General features: G+C 46.0%; 26 protein-coding genes. 4 read left to right on the top strand and 22 right to left on the bottom strand.

Annotation, left to right across the window (positions count from 1 at the left end; translation table 11 throughout):
* Positions 1–76 precede the first annotated feature (76 nt).
* From KKC1_RS08260 to KKC1_RS08310, 11 genes are all read right to left on the bottom strand, one after another.
* The gene (locus tag KKC1_RS08260; RefSeq protein WP_088553993.1) at positions 77–736 is read right to left on the bottom strand and encodes an HD domain-containing protein; all 660 of its coding nucleotides are present in this window, start codon (positions 734–736) and stop codon (positions 77–79) included.
* A gap of 26 nt (positions 737–762) precedes the next feature.
* Positions 763–1,038, bottom strand: a complete 276-nt coding sequence (gene yajC, locus KKC1_RS08265; protein ID WP_088553994.1) for a preprotein translocase subunit YajC — start codon at positions 1,036–1,038, stop codon at positions 763–765.
* Between the two features lie 38 nt (positions 1,039–1,076).
* Positions 1,077–2,219 (bottom strand): tRNA guanosine(34) transglycosylase Tgt, encoded by a 1,143-nt coding sequence (gene tgt / locus KKC1_RS08270; RefSeq protein WP_088553995.1) that lies wholly within the window; start codon positions 2,217–2,219, stop codon positions 1,077–1,079.
* Between the two features lie 30 nt (positions 2,220–2,249).
* Entirely contained in the window at positions 2,250–3,275 is a 1,026-nt protein-coding gene (gene queA, locus KKC1_RS08275; RefSeq protein ID WP_088553996.1) for a tRNA preQ1(34) S-adenosylmethionine ribosyltransferase-isomerase QueA, read from the bottom strand.
* Positions 3,272–4,735: a SpoIID/LytB domain-containing protein gene (locus KKC1_RS08280; protein WP_202820010.1), complete on the bottom strand. Its 1,464-nt coding sequence runs from the start codon at positions 4,733–4,735 to the stop codon at positions 3,272–3,274. Before KKC1_RS08280 ends, queA begins: the two co-directional genes overlap by 4 nt.
* Positions 4,736–4,811: 76 nt before the next feature.
* Entirely contained in the window at positions 4,812–5,885 is a 1,074-nt protein-coding gene (locus KKC1_RS08285; RefSeq protein WP_088553998.1) for an anti-sigma factor domain-containing protein, read from the bottom strand.
* 5 nt (positions 5,886–5,890) lie between these two features.
* Positions 5,891–6,640, bottom strand: coding sequence for an RNA polymerase sigma-I factor (sigI, locus tag KKC1_RS08290; RefSeq protein ID WP_192868147.1), 750 nt, complete (start codon positions 6,638–6,640; stop codon positions 5,891–5,893).
* Between the two features lie 88 nt (positions 6,641–6,728).
* On the bottom strand, positions 6,729–6,953 hold the full coding sequence (locus KKC1_RS08295) for a DUF2905 domain-containing protein (protein WP_088554000.1): 225 nt from the start codon (positions 6,951–6,953) through the stop codon (positions 6,729–6,731).
* 66 nt (positions 6,954–7,019) lie between these two features.
* Positions 7,020–7,724, bottom strand: coding sequence for a response regulator transcription factor (locus KKC1_RS08300; protein WP_088554001.1), 705 nt, complete (start codon positions 7,722–7,724; stop codon positions 7,020–7,022).
* On the bottom strand, positions 7,721–9,394 hold the full coding sequence (locus tag KKC1_RS08305; RefSeq protein ID WP_088554002.1) for an ATP-binding protein: 1,674 nt from the start codon (positions 9,392–9,394) through the stop codon (positions 7,721–7,723). Before KKC1_RS08305 ends, KKC1_RS08300 begins: the two co-directional genes overlap by 4 nt.
* Before the next feature lie 177 nt (positions 9,395–9,571).
* A complete protein-coding gene (locus KKC1_RS08310) occupies positions 9,572–10,795 on the bottom strand; it encodes a multiheme c-type cytochrome (protein ID WP_088554003.1) in 1,224 nt (407 codons plus the stop codon).
* A gap of 520 nt (positions 10,796–11,315) precedes the next feature.
* Between KKC1_RS08310 and KKC1_RS08320 the strand changes: the two genes are divergently transcribed.
* Both KKC1_RS08320 and KKC1_RS08325 read left to right on the top strand, forming a co-directional pair.
* Positions 11,316–12,137, top strand: a complete 822-nt coding sequence (locus tag KKC1_RS08320; protein WP_238134244.1) for a 5'-methylthioadenosine/S-adenosylhomocysteine nucleosidase family protein — start codon at positions 11,316–11,318, stop codon at positions 12,135–12,137.
* Complete coding sequence (locus KKC1_RS08325; protein WP_202820011.1) at positions 12,103–13,113, top strand: SPL family radical SAM protein; 1,011 nt, start codon at positions 12,103–12,105, stop codon at positions 13,111–13,113. Before KKC1_RS08320 ends, KKC1_RS08325 begins: the two co-directional genes overlap by 35 nt.
* Before the next feature lie 91 nt (positions 13,114–13,204).
* Here KKC1_RS08325 and KKC1_RS08330 read toward each other — a convergent pair whose 3' ends face one another.
* Entirely contained in the window at positions 13,205–14,230 is a 1,026-nt protein-coding gene (locus KKC1_RS08330) for a uroporphyrinogen decarboxylase/cobalamine-independent methonine synthase family protein (protein ID WP_088554007.1), read from the bottom strand.
* A gap of 52 nt (positions 14,231–14,282) precedes the next feature.
* On the bottom strand, positions 14,283–14,474 hold the full coding sequence (locus tag KKC1_RS08335) for a ferredoxin (RefSeq protein ID WP_088554008.1): 192 nt from the start codon (positions 14,472–14,474) through the stop codon (positions 14,283–14,285).
* A 184-nt stretch (positions 14,475–14,658) separates the two neighbouring features.
* On the opposite strand from KKC1_RS08335, the gene KKC1_RS08340 reads away from it, so the two are divergent.
* On the top strand, positions 14,659–15,648 hold the full coding sequence (locus KKC1_RS08340) for a 4Fe-4S binding protein (protein ID WP_088554009.1): 990 nt from the start codon (positions 14,659–14,661) through the stop codon (positions 15,646–15,648).
* Between the two features lie 30 nt (positions 15,649–15,678).
* Here the strand turns inward: KKC1_RS08340 and ruvB are convergent, their stop codons facing one another.
* The 3 genes from ruvB to ruvC are packed head-to-tail and all read right to left on the bottom strand — an operon-like array spanning position 15,679 to position 17,825.
* Positions 15,679–16,704: a Holliday junction branch migration DNA helicase RuvB gene (ruvB, locus tag KKC1_RS08345; protein WP_192868148.1), complete on the bottom strand. Its 1,026-nt coding sequence runs from the start codon at positions 16,702–16,704 to the stop codon at positions 15,679–15,681.
* Positions 16,705–16,719: 15 nt separating this feature from the next.
* Complete coding sequence (ruvA, locus tag KKC1_RS08350; protein WP_192868149.1) at positions 16,720–17,322, bottom strand: Holliday junction branch migration protein RuvA; 603 nt, start codon at positions 17,320–17,322, stop codon at positions 16,720–16,722.
* Positions 17,319–17,825 carry a crossover junction endodeoxyribonuclease RuvC gene (gene ruvC, locus KKC1_RS08355; RefSeq protein WP_088554012.1) on the bottom strand — a complete coding sequence of 169 codons (507 nt, stop codon included), beginning with the start codon at positions 17,823–17,825 and terminating at the stop codon, positions 17,319–17,321. Before ruvC ends, ruvA begins: the two co-directional genes overlap by 4 nt.
* A 209-nt stretch (positions 17,826–18,034) precedes the next feature.
* Here ruvC and KKC1_RS08360 point away from each other — a divergent pair, with 209 nt between their 5' ends.
* Entirely contained in the window at positions 18,035–18,622 is a 588-nt protein-coding gene (locus tag KKC1_RS08360) for a hypothetical protein (RefSeq protein WP_088554013.1), read from the top strand.
* Between the two features lie 35 nt (positions 18,623–18,657).
* On the opposite strand, the gene KKC1_RS08365 is transcribed toward KKC1_RS08360, so the two are convergent.
* The 6 genes from KKC1_RS08365 to KKC1_RS08390 form a co-directional block, all read right to left on the bottom strand.
* A complete protein-coding gene (locus KKC1_RS08365; RefSeq protein WP_088554014.1) occupies positions 18,658–19,416 on the bottom strand; it encodes a YebC/PmpR family DNA-binding transcriptional regulator in 759 nt (252 codons plus the stop codon).
* Between the two features lie 168 nt (positions 19,417–19,584).
* Positions 19,585–20,514, bottom strand: a complete 930-nt coding sequence (gene cysK, locus KKC1_RS08370; protein WP_088554015.1) for a cysteine synthase A — start codon at positions 20,512–20,514, stop codon at positions 19,585–19,587.
* Positions 20,515–20,581: 67 nt separating this feature from the next.
* Positions 20,582–21,403, bottom strand: coding sequence for an ATP-binding cassette domain-containing protein (locus KKC1_RS08375; protein WP_088554016.1), 822 nt, complete (start codon positions 21,401–21,403; stop codon positions 20,582–20,584).
* A complete protein-coding gene (gene cbiQ, locus KKC1_RS08380) occupies positions 21,391–22,197 on the bottom strand; it encodes a cobalt ECF transporter T component CbiQ (RefSeq protein WP_088554017.1) in 807 nt (268 codons plus the stop codon). The genes KKC1_RS08375 and cbiQ overlap by 13 nt, the downstream gene beginning before the upstream one ends.
* A gap of 14 nt (positions 22,198–22,211) precedes the next feature.
* A complete protein-coding gene (locus KKC1_RS08385) occupies positions 22,212–22,502 on the bottom strand; it encodes a PDGLE domain-containing protein (RefSeq protein WP_088554018.1) in 291 nt (96 codons plus the stop codon).
* A gap of 1 nt (position 22,503) precedes the next feature.
* On the bottom strand, positions 22,504–23,154 hold the full coding sequence (locus tag KKC1_RS08390; RefSeq protein WP_088554019.1) for an energy-coupling factor ABC transporter permease: 651 nt from the start codon (positions 23,152–23,154) through the stop codon (positions 22,504–22,506).
* Positions 23,155–23,234: the final 80 nt, after the last annotated feature.

The following is a 23,234-nucleotide window of genomic DNA, read 5'->3' on the forward strand; positions in this document are numbered from 1 at the left end:
TTCTTGTGAATAGTTGACTTTCGCATACCTGCCCATTAATATCTCCGGATAAGCCTTGTCAATTGTATAATAATACCTACAGTAACCTGGCTCCGTTAATTATCAGGCCGAAGTGGCAGTCCAGAAAGTCGGCTGCCCGGCGGCACATAATCATGCGGGTTAAAAAAATCTCAAAGTATTCCATTACCGTACTGATTTCCAGGTCAATTTTCAACTCCATGGTAATAGACTTGGCTTTAGCATCAACCCGTAGAAAGGAATGTTGTACTGCATAGTTAACCCGGTCATGAATGTCGAAAGTGGCAAAATCCTGATTTCTTACCCGAGAACGATGGACATCAGACTTATCTGCCAGGATAAGAGCTGCTCCCACCGGGTTGACCGCATGGCCGTATTCTTCTTCATGGTTGCCGATCGCCGAAACGACCGTAGCTATTTCCTCCGGCGGCATACCCATACGACGTAAAATAGTGTAGGCAATGAGCGCTCCCGACTGACCATGATAGTGCCGGTTCACTACGTTCCCAATGTCATGAAGGTATCCGGCTATAGCTGCCAGCTCCTGATCTCGTTCCGGGTAATCCAGCCGTTGCAAAATGTTGCGAGAAATATTGGCAACTAAATTAATATGCCGGTAGGCATGCTCAGTAAAGCCTAATACTCCCAAGTACTCGTTTCCCATCCGTATATAGGTGTCAACCTCCGGGTCTTTTTTTACATCCTCCAGCGTTACCATTGGTTCCACCTCTAATCCCAACGTTGCTATTTTTTATTCTGTTTGCCGGGGACATAGGCAACAGCACTTTTCTCTAATTCGATCTCCACCTTGTCCGCAATTCGTATCATTATGGAGGTATCCTTTATCTTAGTTATACGGCCGTGAATACCTCCGATGGTAACCACCGGGTCATTGACTTTCAATGCCTTAATCATTTCCTGCCGCTTCTTTTGTTGCTTTTGCTGCGGTCGAATCAGCAGAAAATACATGATGGCAAAAAAAAGGACAGCATAAATGATAGTCCCGGCCCAAGCCTCCATATCTTTTCACCTGCCTTTCTTTCTCATTTGCCAACAGTTCATTGGTTTCGACATTCTCCCGAGGAAACCTCTTTTTCTAGATATTTTGCCATAAACTCTTCGGCAAATTTTAAGAAATACCCTTCCATAACGGCCGTTCGAATTTTGGCCATTAGTCGGATCAAAAAGTACAAATTATGATAAGTAGTAAGACGCAAGCCCAGGATTTCGTTAGCTTTCAACAGATGCCTAATATAAGCTCTTGTATAGTTTCGGCAGACATAACAGTCACATTCAGGATCTAAAGGTTCGTAATCACGGGCATACCGGGCATTACGAACCACAACCTTCCCGCTGGAAGTAAGTGCCAAACCGTTCCGGGCGACCCGGGTTGGAAGAACGCAGTCAAACATGTCTACCCCCTTCTTAACCCCTTCCAATAGAGCATCAGGAGTACCCACTCCCATGAGATAGCGGGGTTTGGATGCCGGAAGCAGGGGTACAGTATAGTCCAGCACTTCATACATTAACCGTTTAGGTTCTCCCACACTCAGGCCCCCGATGGCATAGCCGGGAAAATCAAGCGCTGTTAGCTCAGCGGCGCTTCTCTCCCGGAGGTCTCGAAATACTCCCCCTTGAACAATGCCAAAAAGGGCCTGGTCTTCTCTCCGGTGAGCCTCAAGACACCGTTCAGCCCAACTAGAAGTACGTTTCACTGCTTTTTCTACCTGCTCATAGGAAGCAGGATAAGGGGGACACTCATCAAAACACATAGCAATATCTGATCCCAGAGCCATTTGTATTTCAGTAGCCTTCTCCGGGCTTAAGAAGTGACTGGAGCCGTCGATATGAGAACGGAAAGTGACTCCTTCATCATTAATTTGGCGTAGATCAGCCAGACTAAAAACCTGAAATCCCCCGCTGTCCGTTAAGATGGGATGATTCCAGTGCATAAAGCGGTGAAGGCCGCCTGCCTCTTTTATAATTTCCGCCCCGGGACGCAGATATAGGTGATAAGTATTGCTGAGAATAATTTGGGCTCCTATTTCTTCCAGTTCCTCGGGGGACATGGCTTTGACCGTCGCTTGCGTCCCCACCGGCATAAATACCGGTGTATCTACCACCCCGTGAGGAGTATAAAGCCGACCAACCCGAGCCCGGGTATCCTTACATTCTTTAATTACCTCAAAGGCTATCGTCATGTCAGGGTAGTACCCCCTGTCCGTAAAAATCTATAGAATCAACATGGCATCACCAAAGCTATAAAAACGATAATTTTTATCAATGGCTTCCCGGTAAGCTTCCATAATTTTATCCCTACCGGCAAACGCGCTTACTAACATAAGAAGGGTCGATCGCGGTAAATGAAAATTAGTTACCAGGGCGTCAACAGCCCGGAAACGATGGCCAGGATAGATAAAGATGTCGGTCCAACCTTCTCCAGAACGTACGTTTCCTTCTTCATCAGCTACCGTTTCTAAAGTGCGTACGGTAGTAGTCCCTACCGCAATTACCCTACCACCCTTCCGACGGGCATGATTAATCGTTTCAGCCGTATCGGAAGAAAGCCGGTAATATTCCGCATGCATTCTATGGTCTTCAACTCTATCGGTTTTGACGGGCTGAAATGTCCCCAAACCTACATGGAGAAGTAAAAAGACCACCTTGATACCTCGTTTCTTAATCTGCTCCAACAATTCCGGAGTAAAGTGAAGTCCTGCCGTAGGCGCCGCCACTGACCCTTCGTGAAGGGCATATACCGTCTGGTATCTTTCCCGGTATTCTTTCGCCGTCCTGATATAAGGCGGCAAAGGAGTCCTGCCTAAACGATTTATTACTGCTTCCCAACTCCCATCGTATTGGAATTGTATTAGCCTACCACCCGCTTCCGTGTAGCCCACAACCTTCCCCACCAGTTCTCCGTTACCAAAAATAATAGAATTGCCGGGCTTCACTTTTTTTCCAGGTCTTACCAATGTCTCCCAACAGTCTCCCTCGCGGTGCGTAAGCAAAAATACCTCAACTTGAGCTCCCGTTTCCGCCTTCCGCCCGTAAAGCCGAGCCGGTATTACCCGCGTGTTGTTAAGAACCATTACGTCCCCCGGGCGAAGGTATTCAACTATATCCCTAAAAATCCGATGTTCAATTTTTCCGGTTTTTCGGTGCAGAATCATTAACCGGGAAGAATCTCTGGGCTCCACCGGTTCCTGGGCAATTAATTCTTCCGGCAACTGGTAATCAAAATCCGCTACTCTCATTTTTCGCCACCTTCGGTCTTCAACCGATAAGGCCCGATCGTCAACCTACCGTCTTTCTTGCCCTGGTTATAATAGTGTTCGATTATTTCCTGATAATTATGCCCGGCCGCCGCCATACCCCGGGCGCCCCACTGGCTGAGGCCTACTCCATGCCCGTGGCCCCTACCCACAAAAGTAACGTTCCGGAACTCCTTCGGAATAACTCGCCGGCTTTCCATACCTTTCACCACATAAGTTTCCCTGTTACCATTAGGAGTTAAACGATTTTCTTCTGCACCGATAGCAAATATACTGCTACCATTATGCACCTCAACCTGTTCACCCACTCCAGATAAAATGCTAACCGTGGAATCAAACTTCACTTCAAAAAGGGTACTCTTAAGACCAAATACGGAGCGGATGGTATCCCGCCAGAAAGTCTTGGTCCCCCTGTTTCCAATTAGATCCAGGCGGGTTACCCGGCCGGAAGCATTACTCTCCCGGCTATCCTTTGCAAACCGGTAGGTTTTAAGGGCCAAGATTTTTCCCACTCTAACCACCCTGTCATCCCGTCCGAGGATCTGATTCTGCTCATTCCACTGCTCCAACTGTTCCTCAAGTTCCTGGCGAGTAAAAGTTTTAACCCAGCTATAGGTGTTGGCTGGCCAGCCACTACTTTGCTTCGGGTATTTTAAGGCATATTCATCCCACGGAGAAGGTACCGCCTTTAAGTACGGCCTTGCTTCCGACCATACATTCTCGCTACTTTCCGTATAACCCCCGGCATTGGCATGAAAGAAAGCTTCAATAAGCTGCCCGTCATAATAGATTACCAGTCCGGCAGTGGCATCAACCGCCTTTTTAACTCTATCGGCCCCAGGCTCCAGCTCTGCCTCATATCCACCGTAGACTTGCGTAAAAGTATCTAAACCTACATCATACAGCCGGTCCGGATTCCTGCGACTTAAGGCATAGGTCCGGGAAACTATCGCCTGGGTTTTCAAAGCCTCTTCTTCCGCCCAGTACCCCATTTCTCTGCCTACTACACCATAGAGGTACTTTTCAATATCCAAAACGTTGACTACCAGCAGACCGTTTTGAGTATTGTAAATAACCAGATCCCCCCGGTAGCGCGTGTCATTATAGCTAAATAGGTTCAATTGAGAGGTGTCCTTCTGAGTGAGAAAGAGAGGACCTTCGTAAGGTATTTCTTGTAATTGGCCGTTTACGGCAACCTTCAGGTTGAGCCCTTCTTTACGAATCGTCCAGATCTCGCCGGGGAGAGGAGAACCAATAGGTAAATTTAGGGCACCGTCCACCAGTTCATATTTTCCTTCTACCACGCGAAAACTCACGGCATCATTCCCCGAAGCCAGACGGACCCTGATAGGTACTATTTCTTCCGCACTGACCTTAAACTCACTCATAAAAAAAGAAATCAGCAGAAACCCTATTAACCATACTAACTTCTTTCGCTCCACTTTCATCTCTCCTCAAAAAGGCACTACCTGTTTTGGTTTCGACAAAAACGATAAGAGTCCTGCCGTTTCAGCCAGACTATTGGTGGTTAACTTTCTGCTTGCTACCGAATTTGGGGGGACGCTGCTTCAGTCTTCTCTTCTGAACTTTTTCAAGCTCCGGAGAAGCGGGCCTTCCTCGGCCAGGAGAGTAAACGTGTTTACCTGCCGCCGGTTTGGTCTGATACGGCCCCATTAGGTTATTCTGCTGCCCCAAATCATCATTCGTCCCGTAGTTGCTTTTTGGCGGAAAACCTTCCGGTTCCGTGCTCGCGCCATTATCGTGCCCGGTATCTTTTTTATTGATCATCCGGTGAAAATTCTTCTTCCAGTGGGCCCGCCTCATAACCTCGCCCACTTTACCCCCGGCCTCTTTAATGGCATGGGCCACACTTTTCTCCCGCATATCTTCAACCGTTACCTTTAGGCCGGAGGCCACGGCTTCCATAAAGATAGCGTATTTCCCCGGGGAAAGGCCTAATTTCCTGGCTTGAGCTCGATCTTCTGAAGTTAGGCGCACAGTTTCTACCAGAGCATCTACCTGTATTTCTTCCACCGTTTGCCTTGCGGTATTTCTAAGTTTTCTCTCTACTTTTTCAACCCATTCCTGTTCGGCTCCCCCAGGCGAAACTCCCAGAATTACCGTATTCTCCTGGTCCGGCTGGAAAAACCCTGCCCTTGCCGCCTCTTGGATAATCATGGCTATCGCTTTCTCCGCCACCCACCCTTTAAGTTTAAGACCTTCCAGCAGCCGCCTGCCGTCATCATTAAAGGCAGAAGCAGAAATAACTTTTTGCTGACGATTTAAGGCAATCTCTATACTAGGATTAATATCTACGCTCACAAAGGCTACTGCCTCCTGATTTACAGGCAGCCAGATAAAATGGGAAACAATCCCGGGCAATAGGAAGAAAAAGAGAACAGCCACTGCGACCAACAGTAATCTTCGACCAATCCCTCCGAACCTTACAGGTGTATTCCAATAAATCTCATCTCCAATTTCTCCCTTGACCAGGCGGGCAGAACGTTCGACAAATTCTCCGTCAGGCGTGAGTATTATAACTTTATCTCCTGTTTTTTCCAAAATCAGTCCTTTCCGTTCCTTTGTCTTCAACCGTCCTACCCCCTTTCAACTGTCGAATCAGTCTCTTTAAGATACTCTTTAAGGTAAGGAAATTCATCTACATAGATTAAGGCGATGGCTATTATGTACCTGCGGTGACGTTCCAAGGTCTTGCGACTAAATCTGGTTCTGATTTCCAGTTCCTTGAGCGGTAACATTTTATGGCGAAGAAAAGACTCCCGGAGAGAATCTTCCTCCGCTAAAATCCTTGCCGCCTCCATGGCTCTACGACGGGCACTCTTATGACGGGGCGATGAGCGGGCCAAATCCGGCAACGAGATACCAAACTCCTCTAATCTCTTCTTAAATAGGGCTATCTCTTCTTTTCGTTCACTCGCCTCCTGTTGCCGGTTAAAAATTTCAACGGCCTGTCGTTCCTGAAGAGATACGGGGAAGGAATCCGGATATCCTTCCTCTGTTTTTTCCGGGGAAATAAGAAATTCCCGTTGCCGTCGTCTTGTTTCCCGGCGAAGGTAATCGATCAATCGCCTCTTGATAACGGTTTCGGCGAAAGTCAAAAAATTAGTTTCCTGTCCTGGATCATATTGATCAATTGCTTCATTAAAAGCCATTAAGGCTATACTGCTTTCATCATCCTGTCCCAGCGCTACATATCTTCCCACACTTTCCGAAGCTACGCGCAAAACAAACGGGGTGAAGCGCCTGGTAAATTCCTCTCGAGCGTGTCTATCTCCGGCACGAGCTTTATGAAGAAGCACGTACGGATCTTCATCAAAAGTCTCCAACCCTATCACCTCGCTCATTACATTTGTTCGTAAGAACTTAAGCTTTTCGGGGGGTGGAAGGCAAAAGTCAATAAACTCCAAAATAAAATTACCTGCGTAAGAGCAGGTTGAGGATAATAGTTAAAATTATACTCAACAGAATACTGGAAGCCAGCGGGAAGTAAAATGTAAAGTTGCCTTTCTGGTAGTAAATATCCCCCGGCAGTCGGCCAATATTGAAAACTTTACCCATTCCCAGCATAAAAAGACCTATAATCACGGCGAATATTCCAAACATAATGAATAACTTCCCTAAAGAACTCCACTCATTCACCGTACATTACCTCCGCATTTTTATTTTTACTAAGTATATATTATATTACAAACAATCTTTAAATTACTAATCAACCTTCAAGTCATCGGTTTCGAATTTATATCCCAATCCCCATACGGTCTTAATAAACTGAGGATTAGCCGGGTCCGGTTCAATTTTCTCCCGGAGACGGCGTACCAAAACGGTAACACTGCCTTCCTCCCCGCAGTGAGCACCGTCCCAAACTCTATCCAATAACTGTTCCCGGGTAAATACCTGGCGCGGATGGGAAGCCAAAAGCCATAGCAGTTCAAATTCTTTAACCGTTAAGTTTATCTCTTTTCCTGCCACCTCCACCGTATGAGTAGACCGGTCTATTTTGATGCCGGGGAAAACAAGCTGCTTCCTCTTCTTAACGATTTCGGAGGTAGAAGCCCTCCGTAAAATTGCCTTTACCCGCAGTACCAGCTCAGCCGGGCTAAAAGGTTTGGTCAGGTAATCGTCTACTCCCAGCTGGAAACCAACAATTTTATCCACTTCGCTTCCTTTAGCCGAAAGGACAAGTATAGGAACATCACTCGATTTACGCACACGACGACAGACCTCAAAACCATCTATCTTAGGTAACATAAGGTCCAGTACAATTAAATCCGGTTTCTTCTCCTGCGCCAGCATAACAGCCTCTTCCCCGTCGGCGGCTTTGACAACTTCGAAACCTTCCCGCCGCAAAGAATGCTCCAGGATTTTTAATATTTTAGGCTCATCATCCACCACCAAAATGGTTTGTTTCATGAAACTTCCCCCTCACTCAGCTGTGCAGGAATTACAAAGGTGAAAGTACTCCCTTTACCCGGCTCACTTTCCACGGTTAACTCTCCGCCGTGCAATTCGACTAAATGCTTGGCCAAAGCCAATCCTAATCCGCTACCTCCGTAGGACCTGGAGGGAGAACCATCTACCTGTCGGAATTTCTCGAAAATGATTTTCTGGTCCTCCGGCGCGATACCGATACCGGTATCTTTGACCGCAAAGGAAAATGCCCGGCCGTCTTTGGTCAGGCCCGCCCTAACTTCTATATATCCCCCGGCGGGAGTAAATTTAACCGCGTTACTTAAAAGGTTCAACAAAACCTGCCCCAGTTTTTCTCGATCCGCGAACAAACTAGGCAGGCCTTCCTCGACTTTCGTATGGATCACCAGGCCTTTCCGCTCCGCCAACGGTTTAACCGTGCGCACGGCTCCCTCGACCAAATGATACACTTCTATCAAGCTGCGGTTTAACTCCATCTTTCCTGCCTCAATTTTAGAGAGCCGCAATAAATCGTCAATCATTTTGAGTAGTTGCTGCCCGCTTTCCGCAATATCCTGTAGATATTCCTTTTGTTCTTCCGTAATCCTGCCGGCAGCACCGTCCAGAAGCATCTCCGTAAAGGCAAGGATAGCAGTAAGCGGAGTGCGCAGTTCATGGCTGATATTGGCCATAAATTCTGATTTTACTCGATTGGCCTCTCTAAGCTCCCGGTTTAGTTCTTTCAATTGCTGCTGCTGTGCCCGTAGTTGCCGGTTGGCTTCCTTTAACTGGCGGGTCCGCTCTTCTACCTTAACTTCCAGTTTGGCATAAAGTTCTTTCAGTTGGGCGGCCATAGAGTTTAACTGACGGGCTAATTCCCGGATTTCACCGGCCATTTTCGTCTCATCTACTAGAGCTCCCCATTCACCCTTTCCCACTCTAGAGGCCATGACCATTAATCTTCGCAAAGGGGAACTCACCAACCGGTTCATAAACCAGTTTAAGAGAAACAGCAACCAGACGACTAAAGCCGCGAAGAAAAACAAATGGCTGTAAAAAGTCCTCCGCAGACCTTCCTCCACGTAACTCATGGGAGTAGTAATACTGATGGCACCGGCCAACTCTCCTGCCTCGTGACCTTCCTTTAGATTGCCCGAAATATCCTTTTCCCCCGCCGGCTTTCCATGGCAGGCCATGCACGGTTCCTCATAATATAAAGGAATTAAATAGCGGAATACCTTTTCCCCTCCTACTATATCGATGCCCCAGATCTCCTCTAAATCCGGTTCAGCTTTAAAGCGCAACAAAGCCTTCTTCTCGTAATCGTCCGGTGCGTTGTCCGGATTTCTAACCTCGAGCCGCGTCTGCTTGAACCGGTAACGGGTTAACCTGCTAAAAATATCACCAACACCTTTACCCACCGCCGCCGGGTTTAGGCCCTTAAATTCAAAGTGACCCTGAGAATCACTGTTAATCCGGTCTTGGTTGGCAGCTATAAACTGGCGGGTGGCCACCAATTGCAGTGCTATCACCCGGGCCTTTTCTTTCAATTCCTTCAAGGCATACTCCTGCTGTAGTTTCATGTCCCACCAAAAAGCGGCCGTAGCCACTATTAATACCGCAATGGTGATGACTAGCATGAAGCGCTGAGTCAGGGTTAAGCGGGAAAACATATTTTTACCTCCAGCTTTTTTAAAGCTATTTCGACAAAGTTACGGTAAAACCTCCCCCACCATTCTAGCAAAACATGCCATAAAAAAGCCAGCTAGACCTGTTCTATCCCGTGACTCAAAAAAAGGAAGAGGGCCATAACCCTCTTCCCCCAGTCTCTAAAATTTCCTGTCCGCTAATTAATTTAAGTCTTGCAACTCCTTACCGGTTTCTTGCGAGTACTTAAACATGGGATACTCTTCCGTTTCGATACCCAGTTTTTCCTTAAGCTTAGCTTCCAGCCTCAACCTTTCCGCTTCATTCTTTATTTCAAGATACTTCTGCCACAAGTCTGCATTTCCGTGCCAGTGGGCGTAGTCTGGAGCAAAGTGTTGAGCACCTTTGATGGCTGTCGCTCCGGCATACTTGAAGAGTTCAAACATCAAACTTTCAATATGGCTGACGTGACTGTAACTGGTTCCCTTAGCATTCAGCATAGGCATGCCGTTTTCGTCCAGCAAGGAACCAGGGCTCGGTTTGAGGATACCGTCGCGATACAGTCCCTGAATGATCTTGCGGGCTTCGTCAATGATCCGATTGGTTTCTTTCTTAATTTCATCGACTTTCGCCAAAGCATCTTCCGCAAACTCGCGGCTATGACAGTTCTGACAGTTTTGCAGCATCTTGGTACGGCCGTGATCTTCCGTTCCCTTAATACGGAAAATCTCATGGCGGTTTTCCTCGGTAGTATGACAGGTGATACAAGTAGGTTCACCTGTAGCTAACGCCACCTGATGGTGCTTGGAAGATTCAAAAGCTTCCCTCTGCGGGTGGTCAGGTCCCATATGACAGTTCTCACACCCATTGGTAATGTTAAGCGGCGGTTTGGGAAGCTCAGTACTGTGCACCGTATGACAACTGCTACAGGTTTTGGCAACTTTTTCGTGACAGGACTTACATCCTAGCACCTGCATGGCCGGGTATCCGTCTAACAGGTGATAACGGACGTTTTTCTTGGAAAACTCTACAGCCTGGACATGACGGGTGTTCTTCCATCCTTCATATTCTTTCTGGTGACATTTAGCACAAGTCTCCGGCTTAACTGTGTCAAACTCGCCGTTGTAAACTAGCTTTTCCGCCGGAAGCTTGTTATCCTTGAGGTCCTCATGGCAGACAGAACAGGTTACCCCGTTGCGGCCATGAGCACTTTCCTTCCACATCTTGAACTTACCGGGCATTACTTCCTTATAATAGGCCTCCACATCGTTTTGGGGAGTATAGTCTACCGTCTCGGCCTCTACAGCAGTTTCGTTTTCCACTGCAGAAGTTTCCTTAACCTCTTTCCCACTAGAACAGCCTTGCAAAAACAAAGCCAGCACCACAACTAGCAAAAAAGTCAACCACAATCTACTAACCGGTTTCAAAAGCTCTCCTCCTTTCCGGCTTTGTAATCCCCAGCTGGCAACAAGACCTCCCGTTCCACCCCCTCTGCCTGCGCATGTGAAATTTAACACAAAATCAGGAGACTGTTTTCGGCCTTAAAATTACCAAAAACTTATTACACTTTCTTTTCATCTTTCTTACATTTTTCTTAAATTTTGCCGGCAGGTCACCCTCCTGCAACCGGGTTGACACTTCTGCAAACACCCACTTGAATACAAGTAAAATGTTATCGGGGGAAAAAAGGCGATTAAACCTGATCATTCCGATCAATTATCAATAATCGCCATCATTTGACAATCTTCGATATCGGGTTTTGGAGACGCTTGGTGATAATATTTCGTTTATCTAACAGTTTGCGGCCTGCAGGCGGCGAGTATCCCGCGAAATTCCTACAGTAGGTTGACATGATCCCCGCTTCCGTATCGCTGTACTTATCCAAGAATGTCTTATATAATTTATAGAGACAAAGCAATAACCGGGTGTTTGATGATGCTCTATATCGTGACGGCTTTTTACAGTGAAGCGAAACCATTAATTCGTTATTTTTGCTTAAAAAAAATACCCCAATTCTCTAAATATGAAATTTATAGTAGCCAGGATGTGGCACTCATCATTAGCGGGACAGGAGTTCTTGCTGCCGCTATTGCTACTGCTCATTTGTTGACCCTGTACCAGGTCAAAAGCACGGATGCTGCTTTCAATATAGGGATTTGTGGTGCTACCAGTACTGACCATAAACATGGTACTCCGGTTCTATGCCATAAAATCATTCATCATGAAACTAAAAGAACATATTATCCCGACATTTTAATTAAACATCACCTGGTGGAAGGCACACTCGAAACCTTTTCTCACCCGGTTTATAAAAACATGGTTTCCACCATTGAAGGAAATTTCGTCGATATGGAAGGTGCCGGGTTTTATGAAGCTGCTGCTTCTTTTCTGCCCCCTCATAACATTTACTGTGTTAAAATCGTTTCTGATTTTTTAGAAGAAAAAAAGTTGTCCCAACGAATGGTTTCTGAACTAATCCACCAAAACATACCCGTAATTTGTGAATTGATCAATAATATTAAGCTACTCAATATGAATTTTGGTGACATATTGACTGAAAATGACTATGACATGTTACATCAAATAAGCCAAAATTTACGATTATCTGTCACTATGACCCACCAACTAAAACAATTTGCAAAACAGTATAAAATACGCTATCAAAAAAGCCTTGCGTGCTTACGACCTTTTTTAAATGTTACGGCTAAGTCGAAAAGCGAAGGGAAGATCTATTTTGAACAAATCAAAAGACAACTTGTTCATGAATAGCTTTTCCCATATTTATATTGAAAAAAGTATAGCAACTCACCCCATCACAAAAAAAGTACTCCACCGGTTTCCTCACGCTACCAGAATAGAAGTCAATCATTATAAAGATGTCTTTTGTAGAACCAGGCAAAATTTCTTTCTGCAAAAGAATAGTCGGAAGTTGATTTTAGCAGTAAAAAAAGATCGCTTCATCTATCCAGGGACAAAAGTTTGTCAAAATTTTGGAAATGAACACTTCTACTATACTTCCTCCGTTTTGAACTGCATTTACGAGTGCGATTATTGCTATCTTCAAGGAATGTATCCATCTGCCAATATCGTTGTGTTTGTCAACATTGAGGATTTTTTCTCGGAATTAGAGTCTCTTTTACAAAAGCATCCTGTTTACCTTTCTATTTCCTACGATACCGACTTGCTCGCTTTTGAAAACGTAGTACCCTTTGCTTCGATGTGGATTCAGTATGCCCGAAGGCATCCGGATTTACAAATCGAACTGCGGACCAAAAGCGTCAATTATTCTGCCATCCGGCATTTACCGCCCTCCGAAAATATTGTTTTGGCGTGGACACTCTCTCCTCAAGAAGCGATTAACGAATTTGAACAAAAAACACCTTCGCTCAATGCAAGACTGAAATGTATCAAACAATCAATCAATGACGGGTGGAAAGTTAGACTGTGTTTTGATCCTATCCTGTATATCGAAAAATGGCAAGAACACTACAAACAGTGTATCCAGGAAACATTTTCTATATTGCCTGCCGAAAAAATCAAAGATATTAGTATCGGCGTTTTCCGCATGCCCCGTGATTATCTGAAAAATATCAGAAAAAATAAAATTGATTCTCCATTACTTCACTATCCTTTCGAATGCAAGAATGGAATTTACAGTTATCCAGAACAAATCACCCGTCAACTGATTGATTTTGTGTATCAAATGATTCATTCTTATGTGCCATCCGAAAAAATTTACTTGTAAATTCAGCTCGTCCGTACAAAAAAGACGGCAACTTGCCGTCTTTAGTAACAAACAAATCCAATTCCGATAATAATACCAAATATAATTATCTTCAGGTTAAAGAATACTTATCCCGCAGCCGGGCCGACAGTTCTCGCAGCATGGCAAAGGATTTCTCTACGGACTTGACTCCATCCGCATTCAGTAGACAGCACCGGGCAGGCGCCAGCCATGCCTGCCGCACCACCTGCCGCCTATCTATCCCGGCCCTAGATAAGGCGTCCCACAGCTCCTCTAACTTTTCCAGAAGGGTATCCACATTTTCAGCGATGACTTCCTCGGTCAAAGTAGGAGTGATGCCCCAGGAGATAATACCTCCTCTGTCCAAGAACTTTTTCAATTCCTCTTTGTATTTAACAAAAATGTGCCCCCACTGCAGTATGTCTATGGAAAGAATGTCCAAGTCAAGATTTAGCAGAAAAGACCAGTCGGGATTACCGCACAAGTGAACGCCCTTGGGACCGGCTATATGCTGCAAAAACTCCCGGTAGTCTTCCCTTGCTCTTTCACTGGGATAGCCGGTAAAAGCCATAAAAATTAATTCCAGCCCGGGTTCATCTACCCAAACAAAAGCATTTTCGTTTTTTTCTTGCAGTTCCCGGTACTGCTGAGTTACTTTTTTGGCCATATAATCAAATATGACCTGTCTCACTTCATCGTGATAAATTATAGGGGTTTTGGTCTCATCGGTTATCTTGAGGCCAAAACTGACGGGCCCTATGTTCTGTCCCCTTATGGCAGAATAATTCTGCAAGTCCTGGTTCAAAAAACGATGGTAAACAGGAGAATATTTTTCCGAAATGGCAAAGTATCTGAGGTCATCCAGGTTTTCCACGTATATAGGCAAATCCTGGTAGAATTTATCCATAGAAAAGTTAACTCTCTGTTCCTCCAAATCTAAAGTTACCCCCGGGAATTGCTCTGCAGCCTGGGCGTACATGTCCTCGCAAAAACTCACCTTCGGCAACTGAGGCCAAAAGGGTATATCCAGGGACAAAGCCAGTCGGAGGGCCTGATTGATTTCGGTGTGGGGCAAAATTCCCATAGCAGTTGTCTGGCAATTGCCCACCAATTTCATGTTTTCCCTCCTCCTTAACCCTTTCGGGTTAACACTCTACCTGACCTCCACCTTATTCCTCTTCCGAAATGGCTCCCACAGGGCAATCATCAATTACTTCTCTAACTGTACTTTCCAGTTCCGGCGGCACCACATCTACCATCACCCTAGACTTGCCTTCCGCATCCAGTTCGAACACTTCAGGACAGGTAACCTCACAAAGACTACAGCTTATACAAAGCTCCCTCTCAACTTTGACTTTCATAATTAACAACCTCCCTCTAACGTCTCGTTTTTTCTATTTCCATCATAACCTGCAAACGATCCCCGTTCTGTGAAATACAACACAGGCAGGTGTATTTTTTGTCACAATGGTGATTTAGCTTACAGACTTTTTTTGCTGCCAGGCAGTAATATGGTCTTAAAAAACTGTTCTGGAGGGAAACATCATGTTCAAAAAAATTCGCTGGCTTCGTCACAGTATTCAGATTGCCTTTTCCCTTTTTCTACTTTATATCGGTTGGAGATTTTATCAATTTGTAAGCTTTTTTGAACAGGCAGGCCGTCAATTTGTATCCCGACCCCCTTCCGTGGAAGGGTTTCTTCCCATAAGTGCCTTAATGGCTTTTAAGCTATGGTTGACTACCGGGGTCTTTGACTCCGTTCACCCGGCCGGACTGGCCATTTTTATCGCCGTGTTGCTGGTTAGCTGGCTATTTAAGAAAGGATTTTGCAGCTGGATTTGCCCTATAGGAACTCTTTCGGAAGGCCTGGGACTTCTGGGCCAAAAGATTTTCGGTTCCAATATTACCCTGCCCCGATGGTTGGACAAACCGCTTATGGCTGTCAAGTATCTTGTGCTGGGTTTCTTCCTAAAAGTTATAGTTCTGGATATGCCGGTCGCCGCCATAAGTGCTTTTCTCCACGCTCCGTACAATAAAATCGCCGACGTTAAAATGTTGAAATTCTTTCTATCCCCCAGTCCTTTTACCGTAAAGGTTTTACTGATTCTAATGCTACTTTCGCTCATCATCCGTCATTTCTGGTGCCGCTATCTTTGTCCTTACGGAGCACTGCTGGGTCTTCTCAGCCTGGCTAGCCCCTTTAAAATCACCCGTGAAGAAAATTACTGTGTTGGCTGTAGGGCATGTACCAGAAACTGTCCCAATCACCTTAAGGTAGATCAAATGAGAAGGGTCTATTCTCCCGAGTGTACCGCCTGCCTGAACTGCATCGACAGTTGTCCCGTTCCTGAAGCGTTAAGGGTAACCTCTACGGCAAAAAGGTTATATCTAAAACCTCCACACTACATTATTCTCCTGTGGGGTACTTTCTTAGCCGTAATCCTCCTGGCCAAGTTAACCGGTCACTGGGAAACCAGTATCCCTTTAGAAGAGTACGCCCGCTTGATACCGCTAAGCGATATGTTCAGTCATTAATAAACCCGAGGTGTTACCTCGGGCCGTCACCTAAAAGGAAAAAGTTTCCTGTCCGGTGACCTTTCTTATGGGTAGATCAAAATGTTGATACGCCAGGTTGGTTACTACCCGTCCGCGAGGCGTTCTGCTTATGTAACCTAGCTGCAAAAGATAAGGCTCATATACATCTTCTACCGTATCGGGCTCTTCTCCGATTGTGGCGGCCAAGGTTTCCAAACCTACAGGTCCCCCATCAAATTTCTCAATTATAGCAAGAAGCATTTTTCGATCAACCATATCTAAGCCTAATTCATCAATCTCCAACAGTTTAAGAGCTGCCCGGGCTACTTCTCGCGTAATCTTCCCTTCTGCTTTAACTTCTGCATAGTCTCTTACTCTTTTCAACAACCGGTTAGCTACTCGAGGGGTCCCTCTAGAGCGCCGGGCAATTTCTCTCGCTCCTTCATGATCGATAGAAACATTTAAAATCTTAGCCGCCCGCATAATTATCTGCTCCAATTCTTCATTTTCGTAGAAGTCTAACCTGCTTATCACACCAAACCGGTCTCTCAGCGGTGAGCTCAATAAACCGGCCCTGGTGGTAGCGCCTACCAGAGTAAACGGAGGCAGACCCAAGCGCAGAGACCGAGCGCTGGGGCCTTTCCCCAAAACTATATCCAGCCCGAAATCCTCCATAGCCGGATAAAGCACTTCTTCCACACTGCGGTGAAGGCGATGAATTTCATCGATAAATAAAACATCATTAGGCTCCAGATTGGTTAAAATAGCAGCCAGATCACCCGGTCTCTCAATGGCGGGTCCGGAAGTAATGCGTATGTTAACCTTTAGCTCTTGAGCGATGATGTGAGCCAGTGTTGTTTTACCCAGTCCGGGAGGCCCGTACAGAAGAACATGGTCTAGAGCTTCCCCTCTAGCTCTGGCGGCTTGAATAAAAATTTCCAATTTTTCTTTCACCTTTTTTTGCCCTATAAATTCCTTGAAAGTTTGAGGCCGGAGGCTATTCTCTATAGAAAGATCTTCTTCTTTTTTTCTGGCAGACACCAACCGCTCGGTCATTATATGAACCTCCTGCTAGCTTCTCCCTAACTGCTTTAAAACAAAACGGACCAGATCATTGGCCTGTACATTCTGTCCCAGTTCTTTGAGCCCTTTCCGGAGTAGCCCTTGTATCTCCTGAGGACTATATCCCAACTGGATCAAAGCTTCCAGGGCATCATTTAACGCTGAGGTTTCCCCTTGTGCAGTGGATACCAAAACCTCTTCCTTTAACTGCTTGCCTAATTTATCCTTAAGCTCTAATATCAACCTTTGAGCCGTTTTTTTGCCGATACCCGGTATATTAGTCAAAGCATTTACATTCTCGGTAATAATAGCCTGTCTAATTTGCTCTGCCGGCATAGTAGATAATGCCGCTATGGCATTTTTCGGTCCCATACCGGAAACACTGAGAAGGGTTTTAAATAACTCCAGTTCTCCTAGATCCAAAAAACCAAATAATTGTAATCCATCTTCCCGGACATGCAGATAAGTATGAACCATTACTGACTGCCCGGGAGGCGGCAGTTTGGCAAGTACTCCCGCCGGGACAATGACCTGGTATCCTATCCCTCCTACCTCTACTACAATATTGTCTGCCGCCTTATCCTGCAAATTTCCTCGCAAATACGCTATCAATATGTATCACCCTTTGCAGACACAACCTGAAGCATGCGATAAGCATGGACATGACAGATAGTAAGCGCCAAAGCGTCGGCTACATCGTCCGGCCGGGGAACTTCCTTCAACCCGGCAAGCATTTTAACCATTTGCTGAATTTGAAACTTGTCGGCCCGACCGTAACCCGTTACGGCTTGCTTAATCTGTAACGGTGTATACTCGTAGATTTCCAGATTCGCATTAGCCGCCGCCAGTAAAGCCACTCCCCGTGCCTGACCTACAGCCATGGCTGTCTTGCTGTTCTTATTGAAAAAAAGTTCCTCTACGGCACAATGTTGGGGACGGTACTTTTCTATCAACTCCTGTATCCGGAAGTATATGGTTTGCAGCCGCTGGGGAAGGGCATGTTGAGCATTAGTTCGGATGCAGCCGTAATCAACTGGTGATATTCTGTTGTCCGAGGCCTCTATCACTGCATAGCCGGTGATAGCCGTGCCGGGATCAATGCCCAAAATAACCATGAATTTTCTCTCCTCTTCGTTCTATATTCGACATGCCATAGCCTTATCCTTTCGTAGCAGAACATTCTTTCCCGATGGCTGCTGTTTGCTTTGTACTTTCAGCTCCTAACGCTGACGAAGCAAAATTAGGTAATCTCTCATCCAGGTATATGCCGATCTAAAAGTGGATAAGCTATAAGTTAAAGGATTCCTACAAAGGAGGGTTGTAGATGGCTTGGAAAAAATATAAGCATATCCTAATAGCCTGCAGTTTAGCTTCCTTAGTAAGCTTCTTCTTAGTATATCTGGCTTCCAACAACTTTTTCGGGACCGCGAAGTTACAAAAACCCATATTTACGCCGGCTGCTGCCACCTCCCAGGACAAAGGAGAAAGGGCTAATGAGCGCAAGCTTTTATTTCAGGAATATTATGCGGTCTGTGAACATACGATAACCAAAGAAAAGGAAGATATCCAGCATCTAGACGGTCTCTCTGTAAACGAATTGCAACAAACTTTCTCCCAGGAGGAAGGGTGGACCGTTTATGAAGCCGGCGACTACATAATACTTAGCAGGCAGATAGAAGACCTGTGCCCCGAAGATGCCAAAAAACGTCATTTGGGAGCCTATGGTGACTATGTAGCTATAATCCGGGGACCCGTTGGCATAGACGGAGGGGTTGTATCCGTAACCGACGTAAGAATAGACAGTCTTCCCCGACCGTGGCAACAGCAGGTACGCGAAGGCACGCTCAACTTTGGCAGTGTAGAAGAATTGTTGGAGGCGCTCGACTCCCTCGATGAATACCGAAGCAGATAAGTAAAAAGAGTTGCCTTTACGGGAGGCAACTCCTTTTACTGTCCAATTTCTTTCATCAAATCGTCGGGAATATCGAAGTTTGCGTACACCGACTGGACGTCATCATGGTCTTCCAGAACGTCAACCAGCTTTAATATCTTTTCCGCCTGTTCTCTGTCACTGACGGAAACTGTAGTTTTGGGTATCATAGTTACTTCAGCTATAGTAAATTTATATCCCTTTTCGGCCAGGGTTTCTTTAACCGTCATCAGCTCATCCGGCGCAGTGATTATTTCCACTGTTTCTCCTTCTACGCTAACATCTTCCGCGCCGGCTTCTATGCTCTCCAGCATAATTTCCTCGGGATCCTGCTGTACCTCATTGAGATCTACCGTTAAAAGACCCCTCATGTCAAACATCCACGCGACACAACCGTTTTCTCCCAGGTTTCCTCCGTTTTTGGCAAACAGGTGTCTTATTTCTGAAGCGGTACGGTTCCGGTTATCAGTAGTAGCCTTTAAAAGTAATGCTACTCCACCCGGCCCATAACCCTCGTATACGACCTCCTCATAGTCTGCTCCTTCAATTTCCCCGGTTCCCCGTTTGATGGCCCTGATGATATTGTCATTAGGCATATTAGCCTCCCGGGCCTTCTGTATAGCTGCCTTCAACCGAGGGTTTGCTTCCGGGTCGCCGCCCCCTAGCTTAGCCGCTACAATTATTTCCCGTCCAAGTTTAGTGAATAATTTTCCTCTTTTTGCGTCCATACGTGCTTTCTTATGCTTTATATTAGCCCATTTTGAATGTCCAGCCATAGAGTTGTTCCCCTCCTAAACTATAAAAAAACTGCAAACTACTTTTATAATTTTAATAACCAACCTTAAGGGTTGCAAGGATTAATTACAATTGAAAGTTCGGAACAGGGGGCTCGTGTTTTTCTTGTGTTCGAGGCCTTTTGATGATAACCTGCGGCATTACAACCGCTACTGGGCAGGAAATTTAAACAGCTCGGTCGTTAAATATCTCTCGCCTGTATCCGGAGCGACAGCAACCACTGTTTTGCCTTTACCTAGTTTCTTGGCTAATTGTAAGGCAGCATATACAGCCGCTCCAGAAGATATTCCTGCCAGAATGCCTTCTCTGCGAGCTAAAAGTCGTGCCGTCTCCATAGCTTCCTCATTGGAAACCGTAACAATCTCATCTATAATATTCAGATTTAAAACTTTTGGCACAAATCCGGCACCAATACCCTGAATTTTATGGGGGCCAGGCTCTCCACCCGAAAGCACCGGGGAAGATGCCGGCTCTACACCTATTACTTTAACGTGAGGCAACTGTTTTTTCAAGACTTCCCCTACTCCAGTTATGGTGCCTCCCGTACCTATTCCGGCCACAAAAGCATCTAGATTTCCTCCGGTCTGTTCCAGGATCTCCTGAGCCGTAGTTTCCCGGTGAATCTGGGGATTCGCAGGATTTTCAAACTGTTGCGGCATGAAGTAATCAGGGTTTTCTCGCACAATCTGCGTTGCCTTAGCCACTGCGCCCTTCATTCCCTCGGCGCCCGGGGTTAGGACGAACTCAGCTCCAAAGGCCGCCATCAACTTGCGCCTTTCTATACTCATCGTCTCCGGCATCACTAATATCAGGCGATATCCCCGCGCAGCAGCCACCATAGCCAGGCCAATACCTGTATTGCCGCTAGTCGGTTCTACGATAACCGAGCCCGGCTTGAGAATCCCTTCTTTCTCTGCCTTGTCAATCATACTGAGGGCAATACGGTCCTTTACACTGCCTGCTGGGTTAAAGGACTCCAATTTTAGAAGCAGGTCAGCGGAACCTGGCTCCGGCAGAGAGTTAAGTCTTACCATCGGTGTTTTCCCTATCAGTTGGGTAATATCGTCCGCCAGGTGCATTATCGAGCTCCCTTTCTATAGATAATATTTTTAGCTATTTATTCCACAATGCTTCACTAAAACCCTTCTATCTTTCCAACAGCATCCTAATTTGTCTAACAGCTTCCTCCACGGAAAGGGGTAACCTCGTTTCAGTATCTATGCCCAGTTGTCGGAATATCTGCACTACCAGGGGAAGCCTAAGCCCGGCCTCTTCAATGATCTTTTCATCGGTCAATAATTCCCTCGTGCCCTCACGGAGAAGAACACCATTCTTCATGACAAGCACTGTTTCAGCCCAGGCAGCGGCAAAATCCACGTCGTGAGTAGCCACTATTAACGTTTTTCCCTGTTCATGTAACCATTCCAGTATTTCCTTCAGGTCCTCTTGTCCTCTGGGATCCAGAAAAGCCATCGGTTCATCCATAATAACGATTTCCGGATCTAACGCTAAAACTCCAGCGATAGCTACCCTTTTCTTTTGCCCGTAACTAAGGTTATGAGGAGGTTTCTCTTGCAGATGCTGTATTCCCATTACCTCTAAAGCCCAGTTTACTCGCCTGGTCACTTCTTCCGAAGAGAACCCCATATTTAACGGTCCGAAAGCAACATCCTCCCAGACCGTACTGGAAAACACCTGATCATCTGGGTCTTGAAAAACTATTCCTACTTTTTGACGTACCCATAGCTCTGTTTTCTTGTTAATCTCTCTACCTAGAACGCGGATTATTCCCTGCTGGGGTAAAAACAGTCCATTCAGGTGTAAAAGAAGGGTCGATTTCCCAGCACCGTTCGACCCCAGTAAGGCTACTTTCGAACCTGGTTCGAGGGAAAAGCTTACCCCTCGCAGAGCCGTTGTACCATCCCGGTAAGCAAAATGGAGATCAGAAACTTCGATTACAGATTCCATGTCATTCCTCCTCGATCAATTAACAAGAGCAAAATAGAGAACAATACCAACATTAAACCCCACATATAGTCAACTGCTCGGATTTGACCATCCATTCTGCCCTTAACTTCACCGGTAAAGCCTCGGGCCAGCATAGCCTGATATACTCGTTCTGCTCTCTGTAAAGATCGCAGGAAAAGCATCCCTATGGTTTCCGCCAGGGTTTTGCGGGAAAAAGAATCCCATATGGTACGAAGGGTAAAGCCTCTTGCTCTCCGGGCTTGGTGCATACGATTTAGTTCATCGAGCAATACGAAGACATACCTCCAGGTAAACTCCGTTAAGCGAATAAAAATTACGGGGACGTGTAACGCTCTCATGGCCCGCAACAACTCAACAGAAGTTGTAGTTGCGGTAACCAACATAATAGTAAGGACTGATACAATCACCCGGCTTCCCAACAGTAACGCCCTATATACCCCTTCCCCGCTAACATACAAAGTTATTCCTGGTAGGGAAAAGGCAGCTAACGGCTCACCCCCGTGAGTAAAAGGAACCAGTAAAATTATTGTTCCACTGAAAGGGAGAATCCAAACCAGGCGGCGTATGGCATATCTTACCCCAATTCCGGATAGCACAATAATCAGGATTATAGCTAAAGCCGCCAGAGCAATCGAATACAGCGATTGCAGGGATACAACCAGAACCACAAAAGCGATGGAAGTAAGCAGCTTCACCCTGGAATCCAAACCATGAAAAAAGGTTTTGGAAGAGTTAGACGAAGAAAGACTATGTTCCAAGGAACCTGTACACATAATTTCCCTCCGCCTTAGGATTTTATTTTCCCACTAATCAGCTTCCCCACCCAGTAAGAAGCAACAAAGGTAATAATAACACCAAATAGACCGGCCAGGCTAGTGGCCACTTGGATATTGGCCACCCCTGGCATGACATAATCTTCCATAAGAGCGACGTTAATGGTAGGAGCTTTCTGAGCATCGATAAACCCTAAGTCTTCAGCCACTCGTTCCAGGCCGTCAGGCAGGCTGGAAGCAAAAGGAGCCAATAGGACAGCCACCAATATGGCCAGTAACAAACCTATAATTACTTCTTTCCGCATCTTACCTCACCTCAGACTCCTCATGGTTTGTTAATATTAAATCCGGTCGAGCTTTAATAAGGTACGAAAGAATAGCCACGGTAATCAACCCTTCAGCAAAACCGATAATTGTGTGCCAGAAAAGCATTGGCAGAAGCACTACCGACAGGGCTATAGTTCCGGAAAAGCCCAGTTCCAGCGCTACAGCAGCCGCCGAAAGGACCACTGAAACCCAGGCCCCCAAAAATGCTCCGGCCAGAAAGAACCCTTTAGATCTCCCCAAACCTTTCACCAGACGAAAAGTCAGGTATCCGCTCCAGGTTCCAATCAGGGCCATATTGAAAATATTTGCTCCCAAAACCGTAAATCCCCCGTCATTCATGAACAGCCACTGGATAATCAATATTATGGTCATTATAATGCTGGAAGCCCATGGGCCTAGGGTAATTGCCGCCAGGGTAGCACCAATCAGATGACCGGAAGTTCCGCCGGCCACCGGAAAATTTACCATTTGGGCGGCGAATATAAAGGCTGCCATCACTCCCATATAAGGAATTTGCCGATCATCAAAACGCTCCTGTATCTTTCTCGCACCGTAGCCAAGAACACCTAAGCTAATACCTGCCGTAGTGATACAAGTTTTCGCATCAAGAAACCCGTCAGGAATGTGCATTTCTTGCCCCCCTCGTATAATTTGATTTAGAAGTTATCATGGAACCTCTATAAGGTTCTTGATAACCGGGTGTGCCTTTG

Source organism: Calderihabitans maritimus (assembly GCF_002207765.1).
Taxonomy (GTDB): Bacteria; Bacillota; KKC1; order Calderihabitantales; family Calderihabitantaceae; genus Calderihabitans; species Calderihabitans maritimus.